We start from the raw sequence: 21591 nt of genomic DNA on the forward strand, positions 1-21591 counted from the left end.
GACCCTGCAGCCGTCCCGATCGCTCGCCACATCGAACGCGAACCTGCACGCAATCGATCAAAACCGTGCACTATTAGCGTTTTCACGTACTGGCACGCCGATGCACCGGCGCCCAGCGCTTCGACGTCCGTTCCACGCTCACCCGTTTCAGACCGCGAACCACTCATGACGAATCAGCCCAACCAGACCGAAGCCGAGCACCCCGTCGACATGATCATTTTCGGCGGCGGCGGCGACCTGGCCGCCCGCAAGCTGTTGCCCGCGCTGTACATGGCGCACCTGCACTGCAACCTGCCGCCGGAGACGCGCATCATCGCCGTCGGCCGCCGCGACTGGGGCATCGACGGCTACCGCACGTTCATGGACGAGCAGTCGCGCCCGTTCATCGACGACAAGGCGTTTGACGCCGAAGCGTGGGCCCGTTTCCTCGACCTGTTCAAGTACGTCCTGATCGACGTGAACGCGCCGGAAGACTACGCCCGGCTCGCCGACGCGGCGCGCGGCGATGCGATCCGCGTGTTCTACCTGTCGACGTCGCCGGAACTGTTCACGACGATCTGCGACAACCTGTCGGCCGCGCATCTGGTCGATGCGCGCTCGCGCGTCGTCCTCGAAAAGCCGCTCGGCCACGATCTCGCGTCGGCGCAGGCGATCAACAACGCGGTCGGCAAGCATTTCGCGGAATCGCAGATCTACCGGATCGACCATTACCTCGGCAAGGAAACCGTGCAGAACCTGATGGTGCTGCGCTTCGGCAACCCGATCTTCGGGCCGCTGTGGCAGGCGCCGAGCATCCGCAGCGTGCAGATCACGGTGGCGGAGACGGTCGGCGTCGGCAGCCGCGCGGGCTTCTACGATCACACCGGCGCGCTGCGCGACATGGTGCAGAACCACCTGCTGCAGCTGCTGTGCATCGTCGCGATGGAGCCGCCGGTGTCGCTCGACCCGGACGCGGTGCGCGACGAGAAGCTGAAGGTGCTGCGCTCGCTGCGGCCGATGGCGCTGTCGGACGTCGCGCGCGACACGGTGCGCGGCCAGTACACGGCCGGCGCGGTCGACGGCCAGCCGGTCAAGGGCTATCTCGACGAGGAGAACGTGCCGGCGGACAGCCACGCGGAAACCTTCGTCGCGCTGCGTGCGCACATCAACAACTGGCGCTGGGCGAACGTGCCGTTCTTCCTGCGCACCGGCAAGCGGCTGCAGCGCCGCCAGTCGGAAATCGTGATCGAGTTCGCCGATATGCCGTTCTCGATCATCCCGAGCGGCCCGCGCCACTACAGCAACCGCCTCGTGATCCAGCTCCAGCCGGAAGAGTCGATCCAGTTGCAGATGCTCGCGAAGGAGCCGGGCAGCGGGATGAAGATGGTGCCCGTGAGCCTGAACCTCGACCTGCAGCAGGCGATTCCGGAACGGCGCGCGGAAGCGTACGAGCGGCTGCTGATCGACGTGATCCGCGGGCGCCTCACCCACTTCATGCGCCGCGACGAGCTCGAAGCCGCGTGGTCGTGGGTCGAACCGATCCTCGACGGCTGGAAGCAACTCGGCGACCGTCCGCGCCTGTACACCGCAGGCACGTTCGGGCCGGCCGCATCGTCGGCACTGCTGGCGCGCGACAACATGTCGTGGTCGGAAGAGGCGTAACAAGCGCAGCACGCGACGGCATGCCGGCGCGCCCGCTGCACACCGCGGGTCGCGCCGCCGTTCGCTTCGGCGGGAAGAATTCCGCCGAGCCGTCCTGCGTCGGAACGGCACCGGGCTGCCGCGATGCCGCCGCCCCGGCTACACCGTCCCCATCCACGCCGCCTTGCGCCGCCCCGGCGCATCGGTGCCGCTCCCGCCGCCCAGCACCTCGATCATGTAATCGACGAACGACGCGATCCGCGACGAAATCGCGGTGTTCCGGTAATACACGGCGTTGATCGGCTGCTCGACGTCGAGCGTCTGCCGCGCGAGCACCTGCACGAGCCGCCCGGCGTCGCGATCCTGCCCGGTCATGAAATCCGACAGGCAGACGACACCCGCGCCCTCCAGCGCGAGCTGCCGCAGCGTCTCGCCGCTCGACGACCCGATGCCGGGCTCGATGCGCAACGGCTCGCCGTCCGCGCCGAGCAGCGGCCACACGTTCAGCGATTCGGGCTGCGTGAAGCCGAGCAGCGTGTGCTTGCCGAGATCCTCGACCTTGCGCGGCTGCCCGTGCGCTTCGATATAGGCCGGGCTCGCGAGGATGCGCAGCCGGCTGTTGCCGATCCGCCGGCTATGCAAGGTCGAATCCTTGAGCCGGCCGATCCGGAGCGCGACGTCGGTGCGCCGTTCGAGCAGGTCGATGATCCCCTCGTTGCTGTTCAGCTCCAGGTCGACCTTCGGGAAGCGCTCACGGTATCCGCGCACGAGCGGCACGACCACGTGCAGCATGAACGGCGTCGCGGCGTCGACGCGCAACCGCCCCGACGGCATCTCGCGCCGCGCGAGCATCTGCTCCTCGGCGTTCTCGACTGATTCGATGATCGCGCGTGCATCCTGCAGGAACGCGCGCCCCTCCTCGGTGAGTTCGAGCCGGCGCGTGGTCCGGCGCAGCAGCGTGGTCTTCAGCTTTTCCTCGAGCCGCGCAAGCGTGCGGCTCGCGGCCGACACGGTCAGGTCGAGCTGCTGCGCGGCGGCGGTGATCGAACCGGTGTCGACTACGGCGACAAAGGCCTGGAGTTCGTCGAGCGTGATCTTCATGACTGCATTCTTGATCTCAAATCAAAACAATTTGGTTTATAAACCCGTTTTTCCGCAAAAGTAAAGTCGGCACACTGCGCGTCATTCGAGCGTCATTCGAGTTTGAGTCGCTTCCGCTACCGTCCCGGTTGCCGCGTCGAACCCGTTCCACCTTCCCAGGAGCCACGATGAGCAACATTCCCGCATTCGGCCTCGGCACCTTCCGCCTGCAAGGCCAGGTCGTCATCGACTCGGTCCGCAACGGCCTCGACGTCGGCTACCGCGCGATCGACACCGCGCAGATCTACGGCAACGAAGCCGAAGTCGGCGAAGCGATCGCCGCGTCGGGCGTGCGCCGCGAAGACCTGTTCGTCACGACGAAGATCTGGGTCGACAACTACGCACCGGAAAAGCTGGTCGCCAGCCTCGAGGAAAGCCTGCGCAAGCTGCGCACCGACACCGTCGACCTGACGCTGATCCACTGGCCGGCACCGGGCAACGGCGTGTCGATCCAGTCATTCATGACCGCGCTGGCCGACGCGAAGGCGCGGGGCCTCACGCGCCAGATCGGCATCTCGAACTTCAACATCGAACTGACGAAGGAAGCGATCGCGGCCGTCGGCAAGGATGCGATCGCGACGAACCAGATCGAACTGAGCCCGTACCTGCAGAACCGCAAGCTGGTCGAGTTCCTGAATGCCGAAGGCATCCACGTGACGTCGTACATGACGCTCGCGTACGGCAAGGTGCTCGGCGACCCGGTGATCGGCGCGATCGCGCAACGTCACCACGCGACGCCGGCGCAAGTCGCGCTCGCATGGGCACTGCAGCTCGGCTACTCGGTGATTCCCTCGTCGACGAAGCGCGAGAACCTCGCGAGCAACCTGCTCGCGCAGACGCTGCGCCTGACCGATGCAGACATGGCGCAGATCGCCGCGCTCGAGCGCAACGGCCGCGAAGTCGACCCGGCCGGCCTCGCGCCGCAGTGGGACTAGACACCCAAGCGCGCTGCCCGCGATTCTCCATTTGATCCGCCGCGGCCCGACGGCCGCGACACCGACAGGACATCATCATGACCCAGGATCCGCTTTTCCAACCGCTGCCATTCGGCGCGCTGACGCTGCCGAACCGCATCGTGATGCCGCCGATGACGCGCTCGCGGGCCAGCCAGCCCGGCGACGAAGCCAACGAACTGATGGCCGCGTATTACGCGCAGCGCGCGAGTGCGGGCCTGATCGTCAGCGAAGGCACCTACATCGCGCCGCTCGGCAAGGGCTACGCATGGACGCCCGGCATCCATACGCTGTCGCAGGTCGCCGGCTGGCGCAAGGTGACGGACGCCGTCCACGCCGCGCACGGCCGCATCTTCGCGCAGCTCTGGCACGTCGGCCGGCTGAGCCACACGAGCCTGCTCGGCGGCGAGCAACCCGTGTCGTCGTCGCCGCTCCAGGCGAAGGGCGTGAACGTGTTCATCGCCGGCGAAGACGGCAGCACGCCGGGCTTCGTGCAGGCCTCCGAACCGCGCGCGCTGTCGGTCGAGGAAATCCGCGGGATCGTCGATCAGTACCGCGCCGCCGCCCGCCACGCGATCGAAGCCGGCTTCGACGGCGTCGAGCTGCACGGCGCGAACGGCTATCTCGTGAACCAGTTCATCGACTCGAACGCGAACACGCGCACCGATGCCTACGGCGGCTCGCTGGCAAACCGGCTGCGCTTCCTGCGCGAAGTCACGCAGGCGCTGATCGAAGGCACCGGCAACGCATCGCGCGTCGGCATCCGCCTCGCGCCGCTGACCACGCTGAACGGCTGCGTCGACGACGATCCGGAAACGACCTACCTCGCCGCCGCGAAACTGCTCGGCGAACTGGGCGTCGGCTACCTGCACATCGCGGAAGCCGACTGGGACGACGCGCCGCTGATGCCGGCCGCATTCAAGCGGCAACTGCGCGCGGCGTTCCCCGGCGTGCTGATCTACGCGGGCGCGTACACCGCCGAGCGTGCTCGCGAAGCGATCGCCGCCGGCTGGGCCGACCTCGTCGCATTCGGCCGCCCGTTCGTCGCGAACCCCGACCTGCCCGAGCGCCTGCGCACCGGCGCCCCGCTCACGCCGCACGATCGCAACACGCTGTTCGGCGGCGGCGCAACGGGCCTGACGGACTACCCGACGCTCGCTCAGGCCGCAGCCTGAGCCGGATACGCGCGGCAACCGTGCGCTCGATGCAAGGCGGGCCAGGACGCACGCGAGCGCGGCACGCGCGCGACCCCGGTATCATCCGCCTGCAGGTTGCCAACGGCGGCACATTGCCTCATACGCGGCCGTTCTCACGCGCGTGCGCAGCCTCACCGAAAGCAATTGGTAAGATTCGATGCGTCCGCCGCCGCCGCCCTCCCCGCCGACCCCGCATTCAAATAATCGCCTTAACGGATTCGAACTAGGCGTATACACGCGTTCCGCGACGACGAAGCCCCGTTGCACGCCGATATAAGCGCTGCGACATGCGCTGCATGCTCTTCCCCCAATGGGACGTGATGGGCCGTTCGCCTAACCTTCGCTACGGCAAAGCACACGTGACGGGGCGACCACACCACGCGTCGCATGACGCGACACACTCGCGCCCTTCGACGCGCGTACGACGACACGAATCACGCGTCATGCGTCCCCACGACGTTGCCGATCATTCCAACCAGATTCGAGACACCCTGACGACGGTCCGCCACGGCCCGTTTCAGCATGCTGATAAAGGAGCAAGCTCATGAGTGATACCCCGGTGCAGCCGACGGTCGGCGTCGGCGCGGAAGAAACGGACTTCGGCACCAAGGGAGTCATCGACCGGTACTTCGGCATTTCGTCGCGCGGCAGCACGCAGCGTCGCGAAATCGTCGCGGGCGTGACCACCTTCCTCGCGATGGTCTATTCCGTGTTCGTCGTTCCCGGCATGTTCGGCAAGGCCGGCTTCGACACGAGCGCGGTCTTCGTCGCGGTCTGCCTCACCACCGCGTTCGGTTCGCTGCTGATGGGCCTGTGGGCGAAGCTGCCGATCGCGATCGGCTGCGCGATTTCGCTGACCGCGTTCACCGCGTTCGGCCTCGTGCTCGGCAAGGGCCTGCATCCGACCGTCGCGCTCGGCGCCGTGTTCCTGATGGGCCTCGTGTTCACGGGCATCTCGGTCACCGGCGTGCGTTCGTGGATCCTGCGCAACCTGCCCGCGGGCGTCGCGCACGGCACCGGGATCGGCATCGGCCTGTTCCTGCTGCTGATCGCGTCGAACGACGTCGGGCTCGTGATCAAGAACCCGGGCGCCGGCCTGCCGGTCTCGCTCGGCCAGATCACCGCGTTCCCGGTCATCATGTCGGTCGTCGGCCTCGCGGCGATCTTCGGGCTCGAGAAGCGGCGCGTGCCGGGCGGCATCCTGCTCGTCGTGGTCGCGATCTCGCTGATCGGCCTCGCGTTCGATCCCGCGGTGAAGTACCGCGGCATCTTCGCGCTGCCGTCGCTGAGCGCACCGGGCCACGCATCGCTGATCGGCGCGATGGACATCAAGGGCGCGCTGTCGATGGCCGTGCTGCCGAGCGTGCTCGCGCTCGTGATGACCGCCGTGTTCGATGCGACCGGCACGATCCGAGCGGTCGCGGGCCAGGCGGGCCAGCTCGACGAGAACGGTCGCATCATCAACGGCGGCCGCGCGCTGACCGCCGATTCGATCAGCTCCATTTTCTCCGGCTTCCTCGGCGGCGCGCCGGCGGCGGCGTACATCGAGTCGAGCGTGGGCGTGGCCGCCGGCGCGAAGACCGGCCTCGCGGCCGCGGTGGTCGGCCTGCTGTTCCTGGTCGTGATGTTCTTCTCGCCGCTCGCGGGCCTCGTGCCGTCGTACGCAACGGCGCCCGCACTGATGTACGTCGGCCTGCTGATGCTCGGCAGCGTGAGCAAGCTGCACATGGACGACACGGTCGATGCGATGTCGGGCCTCGTGTGCGCGGTGTTCATCGTGCTGACCGCGAACATCGTGACCGGCATCATGCTCGGCTTCTCGACGCTCGTGATCGGCCGCATCGCCAGCGGCGAATTTCGCAAGCTCAACGTCGGCACCGTGCTCATCGCGGCCGTGCTCGTCACGTTCTATCTCGGCGGCTGGGCCATCTGACCGCGGATCATGCGCGACGTCGCTTGCGAAAAGGGCGGCGCGCAGCGGGACGACAACGTCTCCTCCACCATCGTCGTTGATGGTCTCCCGGCCTGGAAACGCATGTTTCCAGGCTTTTTTTTCCGGTGCGGCACGGCTGTCGAGCGCAGGTTCGCGCCGGGCCGGAACGCGATGCGGCCTGCGGTGCGTCACGCACACGCAAGCGCCGTCATTCGTCATCCTGATCAGTCTGCCCGCGCACGCGACGAGCCATGCCGTTCACCGCCCCGTGATTTTTGTTCCGCCCGGCGCCCGCCGTCGCGGCGCGCTACCCTATCGGTCTTCGCGCCGGCGCCCCGGCCCGTCGCCAGACTCGACCCGACCGATGACCCGCATCCGCAACCACCTGAACATCGCGCAGCTCCACGCGTTCGTCTCCGCCGCGCATCACAAGAGCCTGCGCGCCGCCGCGCGCGAACTCGGCGTCACGCAGCCCGCGATCACGCACACGATCCGCGAACTCGAAACGGCGCTGAACGCCGAACTGCTCGTGCGCAGCGTACGTGGCGTCGAACTCACCGCCTGCGGCCATGCGCTGCTGCCGCGCGCCGAGCAGCTGCTCGGCGACATGCGCCGCACCGTCGAGGCCGTCGAACAGGTGAAGGGGGAAATGTCCGGGCGTGTCGCGGTCGGCACGATGCCGTCGATCGCGCTGACCGCGCTGCCGCACGCGGTCACGGCATTCCGCCAGTCGATGCCGAACGTGAGCCTGCATCTCGAGGAAGTGACGGTGCCCGACGCGCTCGCGCAGCTGCGCAACGGCACGCTCGACATCGCTGCGATGCACCATGTGCCCGCGCTCGACCGCGATTTCACGCAGGTGCCGCTGCTGTCGACCGAATTCACGGTCGTGATGCGCGAAGGCCATCCGCTCGCGCATGCACGGCGATTAGAGGAATTGCTCGACGCCGAGTGGATCGTCACGGTCGGCGCCGAGCAGTTCCCGCACAGCGTGATGGTCGGGATGTTCGAGGCGCGCGGGCTGCCGCTGCCCAAGCGCCTGCTGCGCTCGCCGATGTCGTTCGCGGTGACGCTCGGGCTCGTCGCGCGCTCGGACGTGATCGGCTGCTTCACGCGCCCGCTGGCCGCGATGGTGGCGCCGCTCGGCATCCGCACGGCCGAGCTCGACGAAAACATGCCGCGCTTCGACCTGTCGATCATCGCGCGCCGCGACCTGTTGCCGACGCCCGCCGTATCGCAATTCGTCACGTGCCTGCAGCGCGCGGTCAACGAAACGCTCGGTTGAATCGTTCCTTGGTCTGAAACGGTCGCGCGGCGCATGCGCGGCCGTCGGGCCGGTATCGGGGCTTGTCCTAGGCGCCCTGCCGGTATTTTGTCTTGATAATCTTGCGCACGTCGCGTGCCCGCATCGGGCAAGCGAAACGGACAGTCCGACGCGAAGCCGCGCCGGGCCAGAGGCTTACGGCGCGGCACAACCGCGCACCCATCGAACAAAACGAGGAGTGACCGAGTGAAAAAGATTCTTGCGGCTGTGACCGTTGCCGTGCTCGCCGTATCGGCAGGCACCGCCTACGCGAAGGACTGGTCGACCGTGCGCTTCGGCGTCGACGCAAGCTACCCGCCTTTCGAATCGAAAGACGCAAGCGGCAAGGTGGTCGGCTTCGACGTCGATCTCGGCAACGAGATCTGCCACCGCATCAACGCGAAGTGCGTGTGGATCGAAAACGACTTCGACGGGATGATCCCGGCACTGAAGGCACGCAAGTTCGACGGCGTCCTGTCGTCGATGTCGATGACGCCGGCGCGCCAGGAACAGATCGCGTTCTCGGACAAGCTGTTCAACACGCCGACGCGCCTCGTCACGAAGAAGGGCTCGGGCCTGATGCCGACGGCCGAATCGCTGAAGGGCAAGTCGGTCGGCGTCGAGCAGGGCACGATCCAGGAAACCTATGCGAAGACGTACTGGGCCTCGAAGGGCGTGAACGTCGTGCCTTACCAGAACCAGGACCAGGTCTACGCCGACCTGATCTCGGGCCGTCTGGACGGCGCGCTGCAGGACGCGGTGCAGGCTGAAATCGGCTTCCTGAAGACGCCGCGCGGCGCGGGCTTCGATTTCGCCGGCAAGGACATCGACGATCCGAAGACGCTCGGCAACGGCGCCGGCATCGGCCTGCGCAAGGAAGACACCGACCTGAAGGCGAAGATCGACGGCGCGATCACCGCCATGCGCAAGGACGGCACGTACCAGAAGATCGCGAAGAAGTACTTCGATTTCGACGTGTACGGCAAGTAATCGCGCACCACGCGCACTTCGCATCCGCGCAGACGGGCTCCCCAAGGAGCCCGTTTTTTTTGTCCGCGCGCGGCGAAAATCCGTGCGACCCGCATGTGCGAAGAACGGCGGCAACGTTATTTTTTACGTGTCAACCCGATGATTCGCAAAGGAAAATGGCGGGCCGGGGGAGCGGTTTGATCGGTTCGCGGCAGGCAACGTACAATCGATCTTCCACGCATACCGGATCACTCGCGGCTGCGCCGCCTCCCCTCATCATGCAAACGCAGACCCATCCGCTGATTTCCCCCGCCGTCGGCACCGAACGCCAGATCACGAGCTTCCACTACGGCCCGCGCGGCGGCAAGAAGGTCTACATCCAGTCGTCGCTGCACGCGGACGAACTGCCCGGCATGCTGGTCGCCACGCTGCTGCGCCGCAAGATCGCGGCGCTCGAGACTGCCGGCAAGCTGCGCGGCGAAGTCGTGATCGTGCCGGTGCCGAACCCGATCGGCCTGTCGCAACACGTGTTCGGCGATCACCTCGGCCGCTTCGAGCTCGGCTCGATGCAAAACTTCAACCGCAATTTCCATGATCTCGCGGCGCTCGTGCTGCCGCGCATCGAAGGCCACCTGACGCACGACGCGCAGCGCAACCTCGCCGCGGTACGCGCCGCGATGCGCGACGCGCTCGACGAGCAGAAGCCGCGCACCGAGCTGGAATCGCAGCGTCTCGCGCTGCAGAAGCTGTCGTTCGACGCCGACATCGTGCTCGACCTGCATTGCGACAGCGATGCGGTGATGCACCTCTACACGAATCCCGACCTGTGGGCGGACGTCGAGCCGCTGTCGCGCTATCTGGATGCGCAAGCATCGCTGCTCGCGCTGAATTCGGTCGGCAATCCGTTCGACGAGATTCACAGCTTCTGCTGGTCGGATCTGCGCAGCCGGTTCGGCGATCGCTTCCCGATCCCGAACGGCGCGATTTCGGTCACGGTCGAGCTGCGCAGCGAGCGCGAGGTGTCGTACGAACTCGCGGAAAAGGATTCGCAGGCGCTCGTCGAATACCTGACCGAGCGCGGTGTCATCGACGGCACGCCGGCGCCGCTGCCGCCGCTCGCGCATCCGGCCACGCCGCTCGCGGGCACCGATCCGCTCGTCGCGCCGGTGTCGGGCATGATCGTGTTCCGCACGCCGGTCGGCGCGTGGATCGAGGCCGGCCAGGCCGTGGCCGACATCGTCGATCCGCTGACCGATCGCACGATCACGCTGAAGAGCAGCGTGTCGGGCGTGCTGTACGCGCGCCAGATCGTGCGCTTCGCGACCGCGGGGATGGAAGTCGCGCGCATTGCCGGCGCGAACCCGATCCGCACCGGGTCGCTGCTGTCGGCCTGAGCGCCCGGAACGGGCCAGGCGGCCCCGGCCGCCGGCCCGTGCGCCGCATCGCGCGCGCACCAACGAAATCGCCCGCTTGCGCGGGCGATTTGCTTTCGGGCCGGGCGCCATGCCCGGCAACGCGGCCGGGCCGCGGTGCGGCGCGCTGCCGGCGTTCAGAACGCCGGCACGATCGCGCCGCCGAATTTCTGGTCGATGAACTTGCGCACGTCGTCCGACTCGTAGGCCGCGACGAGCTTCTTCACCCACGGCTTGTCCTTGTCCTGCGCGCGCACCGCGATCAGGTTCGCGTACGGCCCGCGCAAGTCCTCGATCGCGATCGCATCCTTCACCGGCGTGAGGCCGGCCTTCACCGCGTAGTCGGTGTTGATCGACGCGGCGTCGAGGTCCGGCAACGCGCGCGGCAGTTGCGCGGCGTCGAGCTCGACGATCCTGATCTTCTTCGGGTTCTCGGCGACGTCGAGCGGCGTCGCGTTCACACCGTTGGTGCCGGCGCCCGCCTTCAGCTTGATCACCCCGTACTTCTGCAGCAGCAGCAGCGCGCGGTTGCCGTTCGACGGATCGTTCTGGATCCCGACCTTCGCGCCGACCGGCAGGTCCTTCAGCGACTTCAGCTTCTTCGCATAGAAGCCCATCGGCGCCGTGTAGGTCAGCCCGACGTTGACGATCTTGTAGCCGCGCTGCTTGATCTGGCTGTCGAGAAACGGCTGGTGCTGGAAGCCGTTCGCATCGAGATCGCCCGCATCGAGCGCCGCGTTCGGCTGCACGTAGTCGTTGAATTCGATGACCTTGATCGCGAGCCCTTCGCGTGCGGCGACTTTCGTCACCTCGGTCCAGATCTGCGCGTCGGGGCCGCTCATCGTGCCGATCTTCAGCGTCTGCGAATCGGCGTGCGCGCCGGGCGCGGCAAAGGCCAGTGCCGCGGCAAGCGCGCCGAGGCCGGTCAGGATCGAACGTCGCATGGTGTCCTCTTGTCCCGTGTCGTTGTTGAAGCGCGCATCGTGGCACGGGGCCGGAACGGCACCAACCAAGCTTATGTCATGTGCATATTCCCAGGCCCGACAGAATCTCAGGCGGAATCGGTATAACTCCCTGCTATACAACCGGGCAAAATCCAATGTCGCATCGGCACCACAGATTCGTCATATGACAAGACTGTCACATTCCTTACGTGGCCCGCCGATAAAGTTGCGACCGGTCCGTGAAAGCGCCCACAGAGAGCGCCGGAACCGCAACTGGACACGCCATTTATTCGCTCGGAGAATCCTTTGAACAAGAAACTGTTGACCATCGCCATCCTCGCAGCAACGGCCGGCACGGCACACGCACAAAGCAGCGTGACCCTGTACGGCGTGATCGACGCCGGTATCAGCTATGTGAACCACAGCAAGACCGCGAACGGCGGCAGCGGCAAGCTGTTCAAGTATGACGACGGCGTGGCCCAGGGCAGCCGTTGGGGCCTGCGCGGCACCGAAGACCTCGGTGGCGGCCTGAAGGCGATCTTCGTGCTCGAAAACGGCTTCAACAGCGGCAACGGCACGCTCGGCCAGGGCGGCGCGCTCTTCGGCCGTCAAGCGTATGTCGGCCTGAGCCAGGCGCAATACGGCACGCTCACGCTCGGCCGCCAGTACTCGTTCTCGACCGACATCCTCGGCTCGAACTACTCGACGGGCGGCAACACGGTCGCGGGTAACTACGCTTACCACGTGAACGACGTCGACCAGCTCACGTCGAGCCGCATCAACAACGCGGTGAAGTTCCAGAGCGCGAACTACGCCGGCTTCACGTTCGGCGCGTTGTACGGCTTCTCGAACTCGACCGACTTCGCCGGCGCAGCGGGCACGGGCGCCACGAACACGGGCGGCTCGTCGCGTGCATACAGCTTCGGCGTGAACTACGCGAACGGCCCGTTCGCACTCGGCGCGGCCTACACGGACATCCGCTTCCCGAGCCAGTCGACGCCGGCATTCTCGACGACGATCGCGAACATCAGCACGGGTAACATCCGCGACCTGCGCACGTATGGCGTCGGTGGCCGCTACATCTTCGGCCCGGCAACGGCATGGCTGCTCTGGACGCGCACGCAGTTCACCCCGGTCGCGGCGGGCGCATCGGGCACGTTCTACAACGCATACGAAGCAGGCCTGAAGTATGCGATCACGCCGGCCCTGTCGGCAGCAGTCGGCTACACGTACACGAACGCGACGCAAAGCGGCGGCTCGGCGCACTGGAACCAGGGCAACCTGGCGCTGGACTACGCGCTCAGCAAGCGTACGGACGTGTATGCCCTGGTCGTCGGTCAGAACGCATCGGGCAACAACGTGCAAGCGCAGATCGGCTCGAGCACGAGCTACTTCAGCACGTCGGGCAACGGTGCACAGAACCAGATCGCGGCTCGCGTCGGTATCCGTCACAAGTTCTAAAGCATCCGCTTAACGATCCGCGAAAACGCGCGGATCACGACGGCAAGAAGCGCCCCGCTCCACGCGGGGCGCTTTTTTATAGGCTTTTAAGTTTCGCTTAATTCTGGGCTGAGAGGATGCTCTCACCCCCCCTGTTGGCCGCCTGAGCATCGGCGGCTTCTTTTTTTTGAGACCCACTACGGCACCGCCATCAACTGCCACAAGACAGGATCGGAGGCCAAGATGATCGAAGATACCGTTTTCAGCCAACTGCACGCGATTCTGACGCGCCAGCATTCGCTTCCCGTCCAGAGTTGCCGCGTGTCGGTGGCCATGCAGCGCCCGTGGGGCCGCCCGTACCGCCTCGTCGAATGGACGATGCATCTCGACGCCCCCGCGCGGCGCCAGATCGTGCCGGCCGAATCGACCGACGAGGAGATCGCCGAGGTCGTCGCATCGCACGTGCCGGGCCGCCTGTACGGCGACGGCCGGCTGCAGTTCTGACTCCTCCGCTTCCCCCGCCTCGCCCGTCGTTGCGCGCCGCGCGACCGGCCCGCACGCATCGTGCGGCACTGAGTCTCGTTTGACGCGGCAACGAAGTCTGCTACGCTGCGCGTTTTCGTCCACGCAATACACGATGGAAAACGCATTCAACGAACGTGGCGTGATGATCACGCGCAACGGCCTGTCGGCCGCCGGCCAGGTCTTCCCGCTGCGCGACATCCGCAACGTCGACGTCGTCAAGATCCCGAAGAATCGCCTCGTGCCGTCGCTGATCTCGCTGATCGGCGTGGCCGTCGCCATCGCCGGCGGCATCGGCGCATCGAGCGCGGCGCTCGTCGTCGGCGTGATGCTCGTCGTCGTCGGCTATCTCGCGTGGGCCACGCAGGACATCACGTACCGGCTGATGGTCGAGATGCCCGACGGCAAGCGCGAAGCGCTGTCGAGCGCCGACGCCGAGTTCGTCGAACGCGTCGCGCAGGTCGTGCGCAATGCCCGGGCGGCGACAGCCGCCGGCTGATTTCCGCTGCACGCGCCGACCACCTACTATTAAACGAGCGGCACGCCGCCGCATCGTTCGAGGAGGTCGGCATGAACGCCCAATCGCTGTCCGGCATGCTGCGCGCGCAGGAACTGCTGCTCGTCTCGATGATCCGCGCGCTGCCGCCCGATGCACGCAGCGCGCTCGTCGGCCTCTACGCCGAACAGCTTGCGTTCGCCGAACAGGCTGGCTTCGAGGGTCACGGCGATCGCGCGACCCACGATGCGTTCATCGTGCATGCGCGCAACCTGCTGATTCGCATCGAGTCGCTGGCCTAGCGCGGGTTCGCGCCCATTGCGGGCCGCGACCAACCTCGCCTCTCCCGAATTGCCCCGCGCGCGGCTCGCCCGATCCGCGCCGGCGGCGCGCACCCGTGCACGCCGCGCCCCATTGTTTTATTGATAATCATTTTCATTTACGCTGGTGTGGCGCCGTATCCGCGCGGCAGCCTTGCTCAGTGCTCGACGTCCGCGACACCGAACGTCCGCATCTTCCATCCGAGCCGCACGGCCAGCATCCGCATCGTGAAGCCCGCCGCCAGCGCGGCCACCGTCGCGACAGCCGCGTCGATGCCGAGATGCTGCATCCCGACATACAGCGTGCCCGTGAAGAACGCGACGCTCGCGTACAGCTCCTCGCGCAGGATCAGCGGCATCTCGTTGCACAGCAGGTCGCGCAGCATCCCGCCGCACACGCCGGTGATCGCACCGGCCAGCACGACGATGATCGGCGCGGTGCCCGTCGACGCCCCGATGTCGCACCCGATGATCGCGAACGCGGCGAGGCCGATCGCGTCGACCGTCACGAACAGCGTCTTCATCCGCGCGACGTGCCGTGCGGCCCACGATGCAACGGTCGCCGCGGCAAGCGTGATCACCAGGTACTCGGGATGCGCGATCCAGCCGAGCGGGTAGTGGCCGAGCAGCACGTCGCGCACGGTGCCGCCGCCGAGTGCGGTCACCGCGCCGACGAGCGCGAGCCCGAAACGGTCCATGCCGCGCCGCATGCCCATCAGCGCCCCCGACATCGCTTCCGCGACGATCGCAATCAGATACAGCGTATGCATCGCGCGCCTCAGTCTTCAGTACGGAACAGGTCGAGCACCCGCTCGCGCTCGGCCGCATCGACGGCGGCGGGCATCGGCCCGTCGGGCTTGCCGCGCGCGTCCGGCGCGTCGGATGCGGGCTTGCCGCCGCACGCGAAGCGGCTGCGGATGAACGGCGGCACGTCGGCCGTGCACGCGCCGTGCACGTATTCGGCGTACACGAAATCGCCGTCGACCAATGCGACATCCTGCGGCGGCGTCGCATCGACCGGCGTGCGTCCGTCGACGGCCGTCTTCATGTAGTCGAGCCAGACCGGCAGCGCGAGCGTCGCGCCGGTCGCGCGTCCCATCGGGCGCGGCGTGTCGTAGCCGAGCCATGCGACCGCGACGATCCCCGACGAATAGCCGGCGAACCACACGTCCTTCGAACCGTTCGACGTCCCCGTCTTGCCGGCCGCGTCGTCACGGCGCAGCGCGAGCGCGCCGCGCGCGGTGCCGGCACGCACGACGTCGCGCAGCATGCTGTCCATCACGAACGCATTGCGTGCCGACACGACACGTGTGCCGTCCGGCACCGTCGCGTCGTACAGCGCGCCGCCATGACGCTGCTTCACCGACAGGATCAGCCGCGGTACCATCCGCATCCCGCCGTTCGCGAACACGCCATATGCGCTCGCGAGTTCGAGCGGCGTCACGGCGCCCGCGCCGAGCGCGAGCGGCAGCGACGCCGGATTGCGCTGCGCGTCGAAACCGAAGCCCATCGCGTGCTGCTGCACGTAGCGCGCGTCGGCCGCCTGCATCAGGCTGACCGCGACGAGGTTCTTCGAGCGCACGAGGCCGCGCCGCACCGGGATGAAGCCTTCGTAGCGGTTGCCGAAATTGCGCGGCCGCCACGGCCGCGCGCCGGTCTCCGCATGGGTGAGCGTGCGCTGCGTATCGTCGACCAGCACACCGGGGAAATACCCCCTCTCCAGCGCCGCCGAATAGACGAACGGCTTGAAGCTCGAACCCGGCTGCCGATACGCCTGCAATGCGTGATCGAACGCGTTGCGGTTGAAATCCGCGCCGCCGACGAGCGCGAGCATGTCGCCCGTCTCCGCATCCAGCGACACGAGCGCGCCTTCGAGCCCGTTGCGCGCATCGCGCTTGCCCGGCTGGCGGCGCAGCGTGCGCTCGAGTGCGGCTTCGGCCGCGCGCTGGTCGCGCATCGAGATCGTGGTGGTCACGTCGAGGCCGAGCGTATACGCGTCGACGTGAAAGCGCTCGACCATCATCCGGCGCGCGCGCTCCGCGACGTACGGCGCGGCGACGATGCCCGGCGGCGGCGTGGTCGCGAGCGCGAGCGGCGCGTCGACCGACGCGCGATAGGTCGCATCGTCGAGCGCGCCGAGCGCATGCATGCGGCCGAGCACGTAGTTGCGCCGCGCGGTCGCGCGCGCCGGGTTCACGACCGGGTTGAACGCGGACGGCGCCTTCGGCAGCCCGGCGAGCACGGCCGCCTCGCCCGCGCTCAGCGCGTCGAGCGGCTTGCCGAAATACACGTTCGCGGCGGCCGCGAAGCCGTACGCACGCTCGCCGAGATAGATCTGGTTCATGTACAGCTCGAGCAGCTTGTCCTTGCTGTATTCGCGTTCGAGCTTGATGGCCATCAGGATCTCCGCAAGCTTGCGGCTCAGCACCTTGTCGCGCGTCAGGTAGAAGTTGCGCGCGACCTGCATCGTGATCGTGCTGCCGCCCTGCCCCGGCTGCCCGGTCACGGCGTTCGCGAAGGTCGCACGCGCGAGGCCGCCGACGTCGATCGCGCCGTGCCGATAGAATTTCGCGTCCTCGGCCGCGAGCAGCGCGTGCCGCATCAACGGCGGAATGCGTTCGAGCGGCACGAACTCGCGGCGCTCGACGCCGTACTCGGCCAGCAGGTCGCCGTCGCGCGAGAAAACCCGCAGCGGCAGCGCGGGACGGTAGACGGCCAGATGTTCGACGGACGGCAACTGCGTCCAGATATGCTGGACCGTCCACGCACCGATGCCCGCGCACGCGAGCGTCAGGCCAAGCAGCGCGCCCGCGAGCATGCGCCATGCGCGGCGGCGCGGCGAGGCGGGAGGCGGGGCCGGTGGCGGCGGAGGGTTGGCGGTGTGGTCGGTCATGCGGGCTCCTTCTTCGATGCGGCGAGCGCGGACGCGCAACAGGCGTCCGTCGGTCACGGAAAGGCGCGCATTGTCGAAGGGATGCCCGGAAACCGGAACATTCTTTAGTCCAAGTTGGGCCGGCTAAATTTTATTTAGGAAAGGCGGGAGCCGCGCGAGCGGCAGCGTCCAGCGAACCGCGCCGTGCATGCGGCGCTTCGCCTGTACCATCGTCTGCATGTTCGATACCTACCTGCGCCTGTGGGAACTCATTCCCGACGGCGGCCCGATCCTGACCGCGAGCGGCGGCGTGCTGCCCGTCGTCTGGCATGCGCGGGCCGCGATGCTGAAGGTCGCGACCTGCGACGAAGCGCGTCGCGGCAATGCGCTGATGACGTGGTGGAACGGCGATGGCGCCGCACGCGTGTGGCTGCACGACAGCGACGCGGTGCTGCTCGAGCGCGCGCAGCCGGCGCCGACGCTCGCCGGCTTGTCCGCGGCCGGTCACGACGACGATGCGATCCGGATCGCGTGTGGCGCGGTCGCGCGGCTGCATGCGCATCGCGCAGCGGCACCGCCCGCGGTCGTGCCGCTGCACGACTGGTTCTACGCGCTGCTGTCGCACGATACCGACGACGACGTATTGCGCCGGTCGGCCGCGACGGCGCACCGGCTGCTGGCGATGCCGGTCGCCGACGAAGTCGTGCTGCACGGCGACATCCATCACGGCAACCTGCTGCACTTCGGCGATCGCGGCTGGCTTGCGATCGACCCGAAGGGCTTGCGCGGCAACCGCGCATTCGACTACGCGAACCTGTTCTGCAATCCCGCGCCCGACATCGCGGTCGATCCCGGGCGCTTCGCGCGTCGCGTGATGCTCGTCGCCGACGCGGCGCAGCTCGACCGGCGCCGGCTGCTGCAGTGGATACTCGCGTGGGCCGGCTTGTCGGCAGTCTGGCTGATGGAAGACGACCTGCCGCCCGATACGCGGCTGCAGGTCGCGAGGCTGGCCGCCACCGCGCTCGGCGAGTAGCGCGCGACGCACGCCGCCACGCCGGTCGTAGCGCACCGCATTGCGCATAAAAAAACCCGCCGGCATGCACCAGCGGGTTTTCGTGTCCGACCTGCGCGACGCTTAGCGCGCCGGATTCAGCGTCAGGTTCATGTGACGGTTTACATCCTTGTACAGCAGGTAACGGAAGCGGCCGGGGCCACCCGAGTAGCATGCCTGCGGGCAGAACGCGCGCAGCCACATGAAGTCGCCCGCTTCCACCTCGACCCAGTCCTGGTTCAGGCGATAGACGGCCTTGCCTTCGAGCACGTACAGCCCGTGCTCCATCACGTGCGTTTCGGCGAACGGAATCACGCCGCCCGGCTCGAACGTCACGATGTTCACGTGCATGTCGTGACGCATGTCGCTCATGTCGACAAAGCGCGTCGTCACCCACGCGCCGTTGGTGCCCGGCATCGGGATCGGCTCGACATCCTGCTCGTTGGTCACGAACGCTTCCGGCAGCGGAATGCCGTCGACGACCTGATAGTGCTTGCGAACCCAGTGGAAACGCACCGCGGCATCGCTGACGTTGTGCAGCGTCCAGTCGGCGCCCGGCGGAATGAATGCATAGCCGCCCGGCTTCAGCGTGTGCTGCTTGCCCTGCAGCGTCAGCTCCGCTTCGCCTTCGACGACGAACAGCACGGCTTCGGCGTTCTTGTCCTGCTCCGGCTTGTCGCTGCCGCCGCCCGGGTTCACTTCGACGATGTACTGCGAGAAGGTTTCGGCGAAACCCGACAGCGGACGCGCGATCACCCACAGGCGCGTGTTGGTCCAGAACGGCAGCCAGCTCGTGACGATGTCGCGCATCACTCCCTTCGGAATGACCGCGTACGCCTCGGTGAACATCGCGCGATCGGTCAGCAGATCGGTCTGCGGCGGGTGGCCGCCATGCGGCGCGTAATACGTTGTCTTAGACATAAAGCATCCAGGCAATGGGTTGGTCCGGCCCCGGTCGCAACGGCCAGGCGCGGCACGCGTGTGGGGCACGCATGCGGCAGCGGGACATCGTTGCCGGGGTGGCTTGAAAGCGCGGGCGCCTTCGTTCGGTCGGCCAGGCTTCGCGACGGGCCCGTCCGGTTCAACGGGCGGGGCGACCCATGCTTGTGGGTCCGGCGGCCGGGCCGCGGACACTCGGGGTCATGCGGCGGGGCACGGGGGACGGCACGGTTCGGTTCCGTACGCGGGCAGAGCTGACGATAGCGAAGTCGATCCTGATCGACCAATTAAATGTTGCGATGGCATCCATTCGATTTCCCACTACCCGCGGGCGCCCGCGATGGCCGGTGAGCGCGTGTCGCAAACCGTCGGCGCATCAGGGAAATCCTGATGACGGGAGGCCGTGCGTCGGCCCGCAGGAAGGGTGTGGCGATGCGCGCCGGCCCACGTCGATCGCGGACGGTCAAACCGTTCGCGCCACGCACGGTCATGCCGATCAAGGATCCGTCCGATGTCGACACGCACGCAGTGGCCGACCGCCGCATGCGGGCCACGCGACGTATTCGGGCCGTGACCGGTCGACGCGTCGCTCAGCGACGTCGAATGACGTTGGCCAAACCGGTCCGGTTGCATGTCGATGCAACTGGCGAAAATGTCGCTTCCGGAGGGGAAAGGTCAAGCGGGAGGGAAAGTGCCGGCCCGTCGAGCGGGGCTGGGCATGAACGGCTGAAACCGGGGAAGGCCGCCGGGCTGGCCGGCGATGGCGGCCCGGCTGAGGCCGCCGGGCCGGCGGTCGGATCGGGTGCCGACGCATCGGGCGCGCCGGTGCGCACGCCGCGCACCGTGCCGCGCCCGCGGCGATCAGTCCCAGTCGCGGTGATGGCGATGCTTGCGGTGACGATAGCCGCGATCGCCGTGATCGCGTTCGTACGAGCTGCGCGACATGTTGCCGCCGAGCGCCGCACCGGCGCCGCCGCCAACGGCCGCGCCCAGCAGACCGCCCGTGCGGCCGCCCATTGCGTTGCCGGCTGCGGTACCTGCGCCGCCGCCGAGGGCGCCGCCGATGATCGCGCCGGTGCGCTCGCGACGGTTCGACGTCACTGCGCCGCCTGCGCCACCACCGATCGCGCCGCCGATCACGGAGCCGGTGCTGCCGCCGACCGCGCCGCCGACCGCTGCGCCGGCAACCCCGCCGAGCGCGCCGCCGAGCGCGTTGTTCAAGTCACCGGCCACTGCCGGCAGTGCAGTCGCGCCGGCCAGGGCGGCGACGACGAGAGCGGGGGCGATTTTCTTCCACATTCCCGTATTCTTCCTTGTTCGCAATCTGGTTATTGAAGGTCCGCTCATGACGACGATCTGAATCGATCGACGTCGATGCCGGCATTGTGCCGAATCCCGGACCAATTCATTTCAATGAGCTTGCGGCGAAGAATAGCACCGGTCGAGCATCCTTGCCGTCGACATTCTGGTAACAAGTTGTGTGCCGAAAGCGGACTGGAAAAGGTTGCCGGAATACGCCGTCAAAGCCCGTCGGCATGGGCTCCGACAGCGGTCCGTCCCCGTGAAATCGCCGCTCGGAAAGCGCCCGGCACCCCGGTTCGGACACACGTGGCAACACATCGGACGCACGCCGCGAACCGGCGGGATCGCTCCGGCCGTCGCCGGGACAAACGAGGGTCAATACACGCCCGGAAGCAGCCGCCAGGTGCGTGCGCAGTACGCGTCGTATTCGGCGCCGAACTGCGCGCGCAGCAGCGCTTCCTCGGAGCGGATCCGGGCGACGAGCGGCACCATCGTCAGCGCGACGAGCAGCAGGCCGACACCCGAGCGGAACGCGAGCGCCCAGCCGGCCGCATTGACGAGCAGGCCGAGATAGCTCGGGTTGCGGATCCGGCGATAGATGCCGTCCGTCACCAGCGTGTGGCCCGGCTGGATCGCGACGAGCCCGCTGAAGCGCTTGCCGAGCACGAACACGGGCCAGATGCGCAGCACCCCGCCCGCGACATACAGCACGACGCCGCTCCAGCGCACCGTGTCGCCGCCGAAGGTCCACACGTCGAGCCGGTCGGTCAGCGCGGGCAGATAGGCGAGCAGGAAGCCGCTGGCCGCGAAGGCCGCGAGCACCCAGCGGTTGTCGCGGTTCTCGCGCTCGCCGGCGCTCAGGTTGCCTTCGGTCAACAACGCGGCGGCGGCCAGCGCGAGCGTCGCGACGGCGATGACGGTGAGTTGCGGATGTGAGAAGAAGGCAGCGAACCCGCCGATGCCGAGCACGGCGAGCCCGAGATAGACGAGCGTGGACACGCTCGACACGATTGCGACCTTGCGCGTCACGGCCATGGCTGCCTCGTCGGGATGGGTTTTCCCGTGAAGTATAGGAACCCGGGCGGGCGAAGCGCACGCGCGCCGTCATGCGGCGCGCGAATCGTTCCTGCAGGTGCGGCGGCGGTCGATCGAACGAGGCGATCGTGCGACAGGCGGGCG

General features: G+C 67.5%; 19 protein-coding genes. 12 read left to right on the forward strand and 7 right to left on the reverse strand.

The genetic code is table 11. The features are described 5' to 3' along the window. The first annotated feature begins 165 nt into the window (after window positions 1–165). Window positions 166–1641, forward strand: a complete 1476-nt coding sequence (zwf, locus tag ACTJKF_RS17045; protein WP_440624672.1) for a glucose-6-phosphate dehydrogenase — start codon at window positions 166–168, stop codon at window positions 1639–1641. A gap of 138 nt (window positions 1642–1779) precedes the next feature. Here the strand turns inward: zwf and ACTJKF_RS17050 are convergent, their stop codons facing one another. Next, the gene (locus ACTJKF_RS17050) at window positions 1780–2721 is read right to left on the reverse strand and encodes a LysR substrate-binding domain-containing protein (protein ID WP_440624673.1); all 942 of its coding nucleotides are present in this window, start codon (window positions 2719–2721) and stop codon (window positions 1780–1782) included. Window positions 2722–2888: 167 nt separating this feature from the next. On the opposite strand from ACTJKF_RS17050, the gene dkgB reads away from it, so the two are divergent. From dkgB to ACTJKF_RS17080, 6 genes are all read left to right on the forward strand, one after another. Next, window positions 2889–3695: a 2,5-didehydrogluconate reductase DkgB gene (dkgB, locus tag ACTJKF_RS17055; protein WP_440624674.1), complete on the forward strand. Its 807-nt coding sequence runs from the start codon at window positions 2889–2891 to the stop codon at window positions 3693–3695. Window positions 3696–3772: 77 nt separating this feature from the next. Further along, complete coding sequence (locus ACTJKF_RS17060) at window positions 3773–4888, forward strand: alkene reductase (protein ID WP_440624675.1); 1116 nt, start codon at window positions 3773–3775, stop codon at window positions 4886–4888. A 565-nt stretch (window positions 4889–5453) separates the two neighbouring features. Next, the gene (locus ACTJKF_RS17065) at window positions 5454–6842 is read left to right on the forward strand and encodes an NCS2 family permease (protein ID WP_440624676.1); all 1389 of its coding nucleotides are present in this window, start codon (window positions 5454–5456) and stop codon (window positions 6840–6842) included. A gap of 364 nt (window positions 6843–7206) precedes the next feature. Further along, window positions 7207–8127, forward strand: coding sequence for a LysR family transcriptional regulator (locus tag ACTJKF_RS17070; RefSeq protein ID WP_440624677.1), 921 nt, complete (start codon window positions 7207–7209; stop codon window positions 8125–8127). Window positions 8128–8352: 225 nt separating this feature from the next. Continuing rightward, window positions 8353–9135, forward strand: a complete 783-nt coding sequence (locus tag ACTJKF_RS17075) for an ABC transporter substrate-binding protein (protein WP_440624678.1) — start codon at window positions 8353–8355, stop codon at window positions 9133–9135. A 257-nt stretch (window positions 9136–9392) separates the two neighbouring features. After that, window positions 9393–10508 (forward strand): succinylglutamate desuccinylase/aspartoacylase family protein, encoded by a 1116-nt coding sequence (locus tag ACTJKF_RS17080; protein ID WP_440624679.1) that lies wholly within the window; start codon window positions 9393–9395, stop codon window positions 10506–10508. A gap of 155 nt (window positions 10509–10663) precedes the next feature. Here the strand turns inward: ACTJKF_RS17080 and ACTJKF_RS17085 are convergent, their stop codons facing one another. Continuing rightward, complete coding sequence (locus ACTJKF_RS17085; protein ID WP_440624680.1) at window positions 10664–11470, reverse strand: MetQ/NlpA family ABC transporter substrate-binding protein; 807 nt, start codon at window positions 11468–11470, stop codon at window positions 10664–10666. Window positions 11471–11776: 306 nt separating this feature from the next. Here ACTJKF_RS17085 and ACTJKF_RS17090 point away from each other — a divergent pair, with 306 nt between their 5' ends. The 4 genes from ACTJKF_RS17090 (at window position 11777) to ACTJKF_RS17105 (ending at window position 14230) form a co-directional block, all read left to right on the forward strand. Then, complete coding sequence (locus tag ACTJKF_RS17090; protein WP_440624681.1) at window positions 11777–12931, forward strand: porin; 1155 nt, start codon at window positions 11777–11779, stop codon at window positions 12929–12931. Window positions 12932–13153: 222 nt separating this feature from the next. Then, window positions 13154–13414 (forward strand): DUF2866 domain-containing protein, encoded by a 261-nt coding sequence (locus ACTJKF_RS17095; protein WP_440624682.1) that lies wholly within the window; start codon window positions 13154–13156, stop codon window positions 13412–13414. Window positions 13415–13547: 133 nt separating this feature from the next. Continuing rightward, a complete protein-coding gene (locus ACTJKF_RS17100) occupies window positions 13548–13931 on the forward strand; it encodes a DUF6232 family protein (RefSeq protein WP_440624683.1) in 384 nt (127 codons plus the stop codon). A gap of 71 nt (window positions 13932–14002) precedes the next feature. Then, a complete protein-coding gene (locus ACTJKF_RS17105) occupies window positions 14003–14230 on the forward strand; it encodes a hypothetical protein (protein ID WP_440624684.1) in 228 nt (75 codons plus the stop codon). A 176-nt stretch (window positions 14231–14406) separates the two neighbouring features. On the opposite strand, the gene ACTJKF_RS17110 is transcribed toward ACTJKF_RS17105, so the two are convergent. Continuing rightward, window positions 14407–15018 (reverse strand): trimeric intracellular cation channel family protein, encoded by a 612-nt coding sequence (locus ACTJKF_RS17110; protein ID WP_440624685.1) that lies wholly within the window; start codon window positions 15016–15018, stop codon window positions 14407–14409. An 8-nt stretch (window positions 15019–15026) separates the two neighbouring features. Next, on the reverse strand, window positions 15027–17141 hold the full coding sequence (locus tag ACTJKF_RS17115; protein WP_440624686.1) for a penicillin-binding protein 1A: 2115 nt from the start codon (window positions 17139–17141) through the stop codon (window positions 15027–15029). A gap of 217 nt (window positions 17142–17358) precedes the next feature. Here ACTJKF_RS17115 and ACTJKF_RS17120 point away from each other — a divergent pair, with 217 nt between their 5' ends. Continuing rightward, window positions 17359–18153: an aminoglycoside phosphotransferase family protein gene (locus tag ACTJKF_RS17120; RefSeq protein WP_440624687.1), complete on the forward strand. Its 795-nt coding sequence runs from the start codon at window positions 17359–17361 to the stop codon at window positions 18151–18153. Window positions 18154–18255: 102 nt separating this feature from the next. Here ACTJKF_RS17120 and ACTJKF_RS17125 read toward each other — a convergent pair whose 3' ends face one another. The 3 genes from ACTJKF_RS17125 to ACTJKF_RS17135 form a co-directional block, all read right to left on the reverse strand. Then, complete coding sequence (locus tag ACTJKF_RS17125; RefSeq protein ID WP_096506528.1) at window positions 18256–19092, reverse strand: bifunctional allantoicase/(S)-ureidoglycine aminohydrolase; 837 nt, start codon at window positions 19090–19092, stop codon at window positions 18256–18258. An 879-nt stretch (window positions 19093–19971) separates the two neighbouring features. Next, the gene (locus ACTJKF_RS17130; RefSeq protein WP_440624688.1) at window positions 19972–20409 is read right to left on the reverse strand and encodes a hypothetical protein; all 438 of its coding nucleotides are present in this window, start codon (window positions 20407–20409) and stop codon (window positions 19972–19974) included. Window positions 20410–20787: 378 nt separating this feature from the next. Beyond that, entirely contained in the window at window positions 20788–21447 is a 660-nt protein-coding gene (locus ACTJKF_RS17135; RefSeq protein ID WP_440624689.1) for a methyltransferase family protein, read from the reverse strand. Between the last annotated feature and the right edge of the window lie 144 nt (window positions 21448–21591).

Origin of the sequence: Burkholderia sp. 22313, from assembly GCF_052045245.1 — a bacterium.
Lineage (GTDB): Bacteria > Pseudomonadota > Gammaproteobacteria > Burkholderiales > Burkholderiaceae > Burkholderia.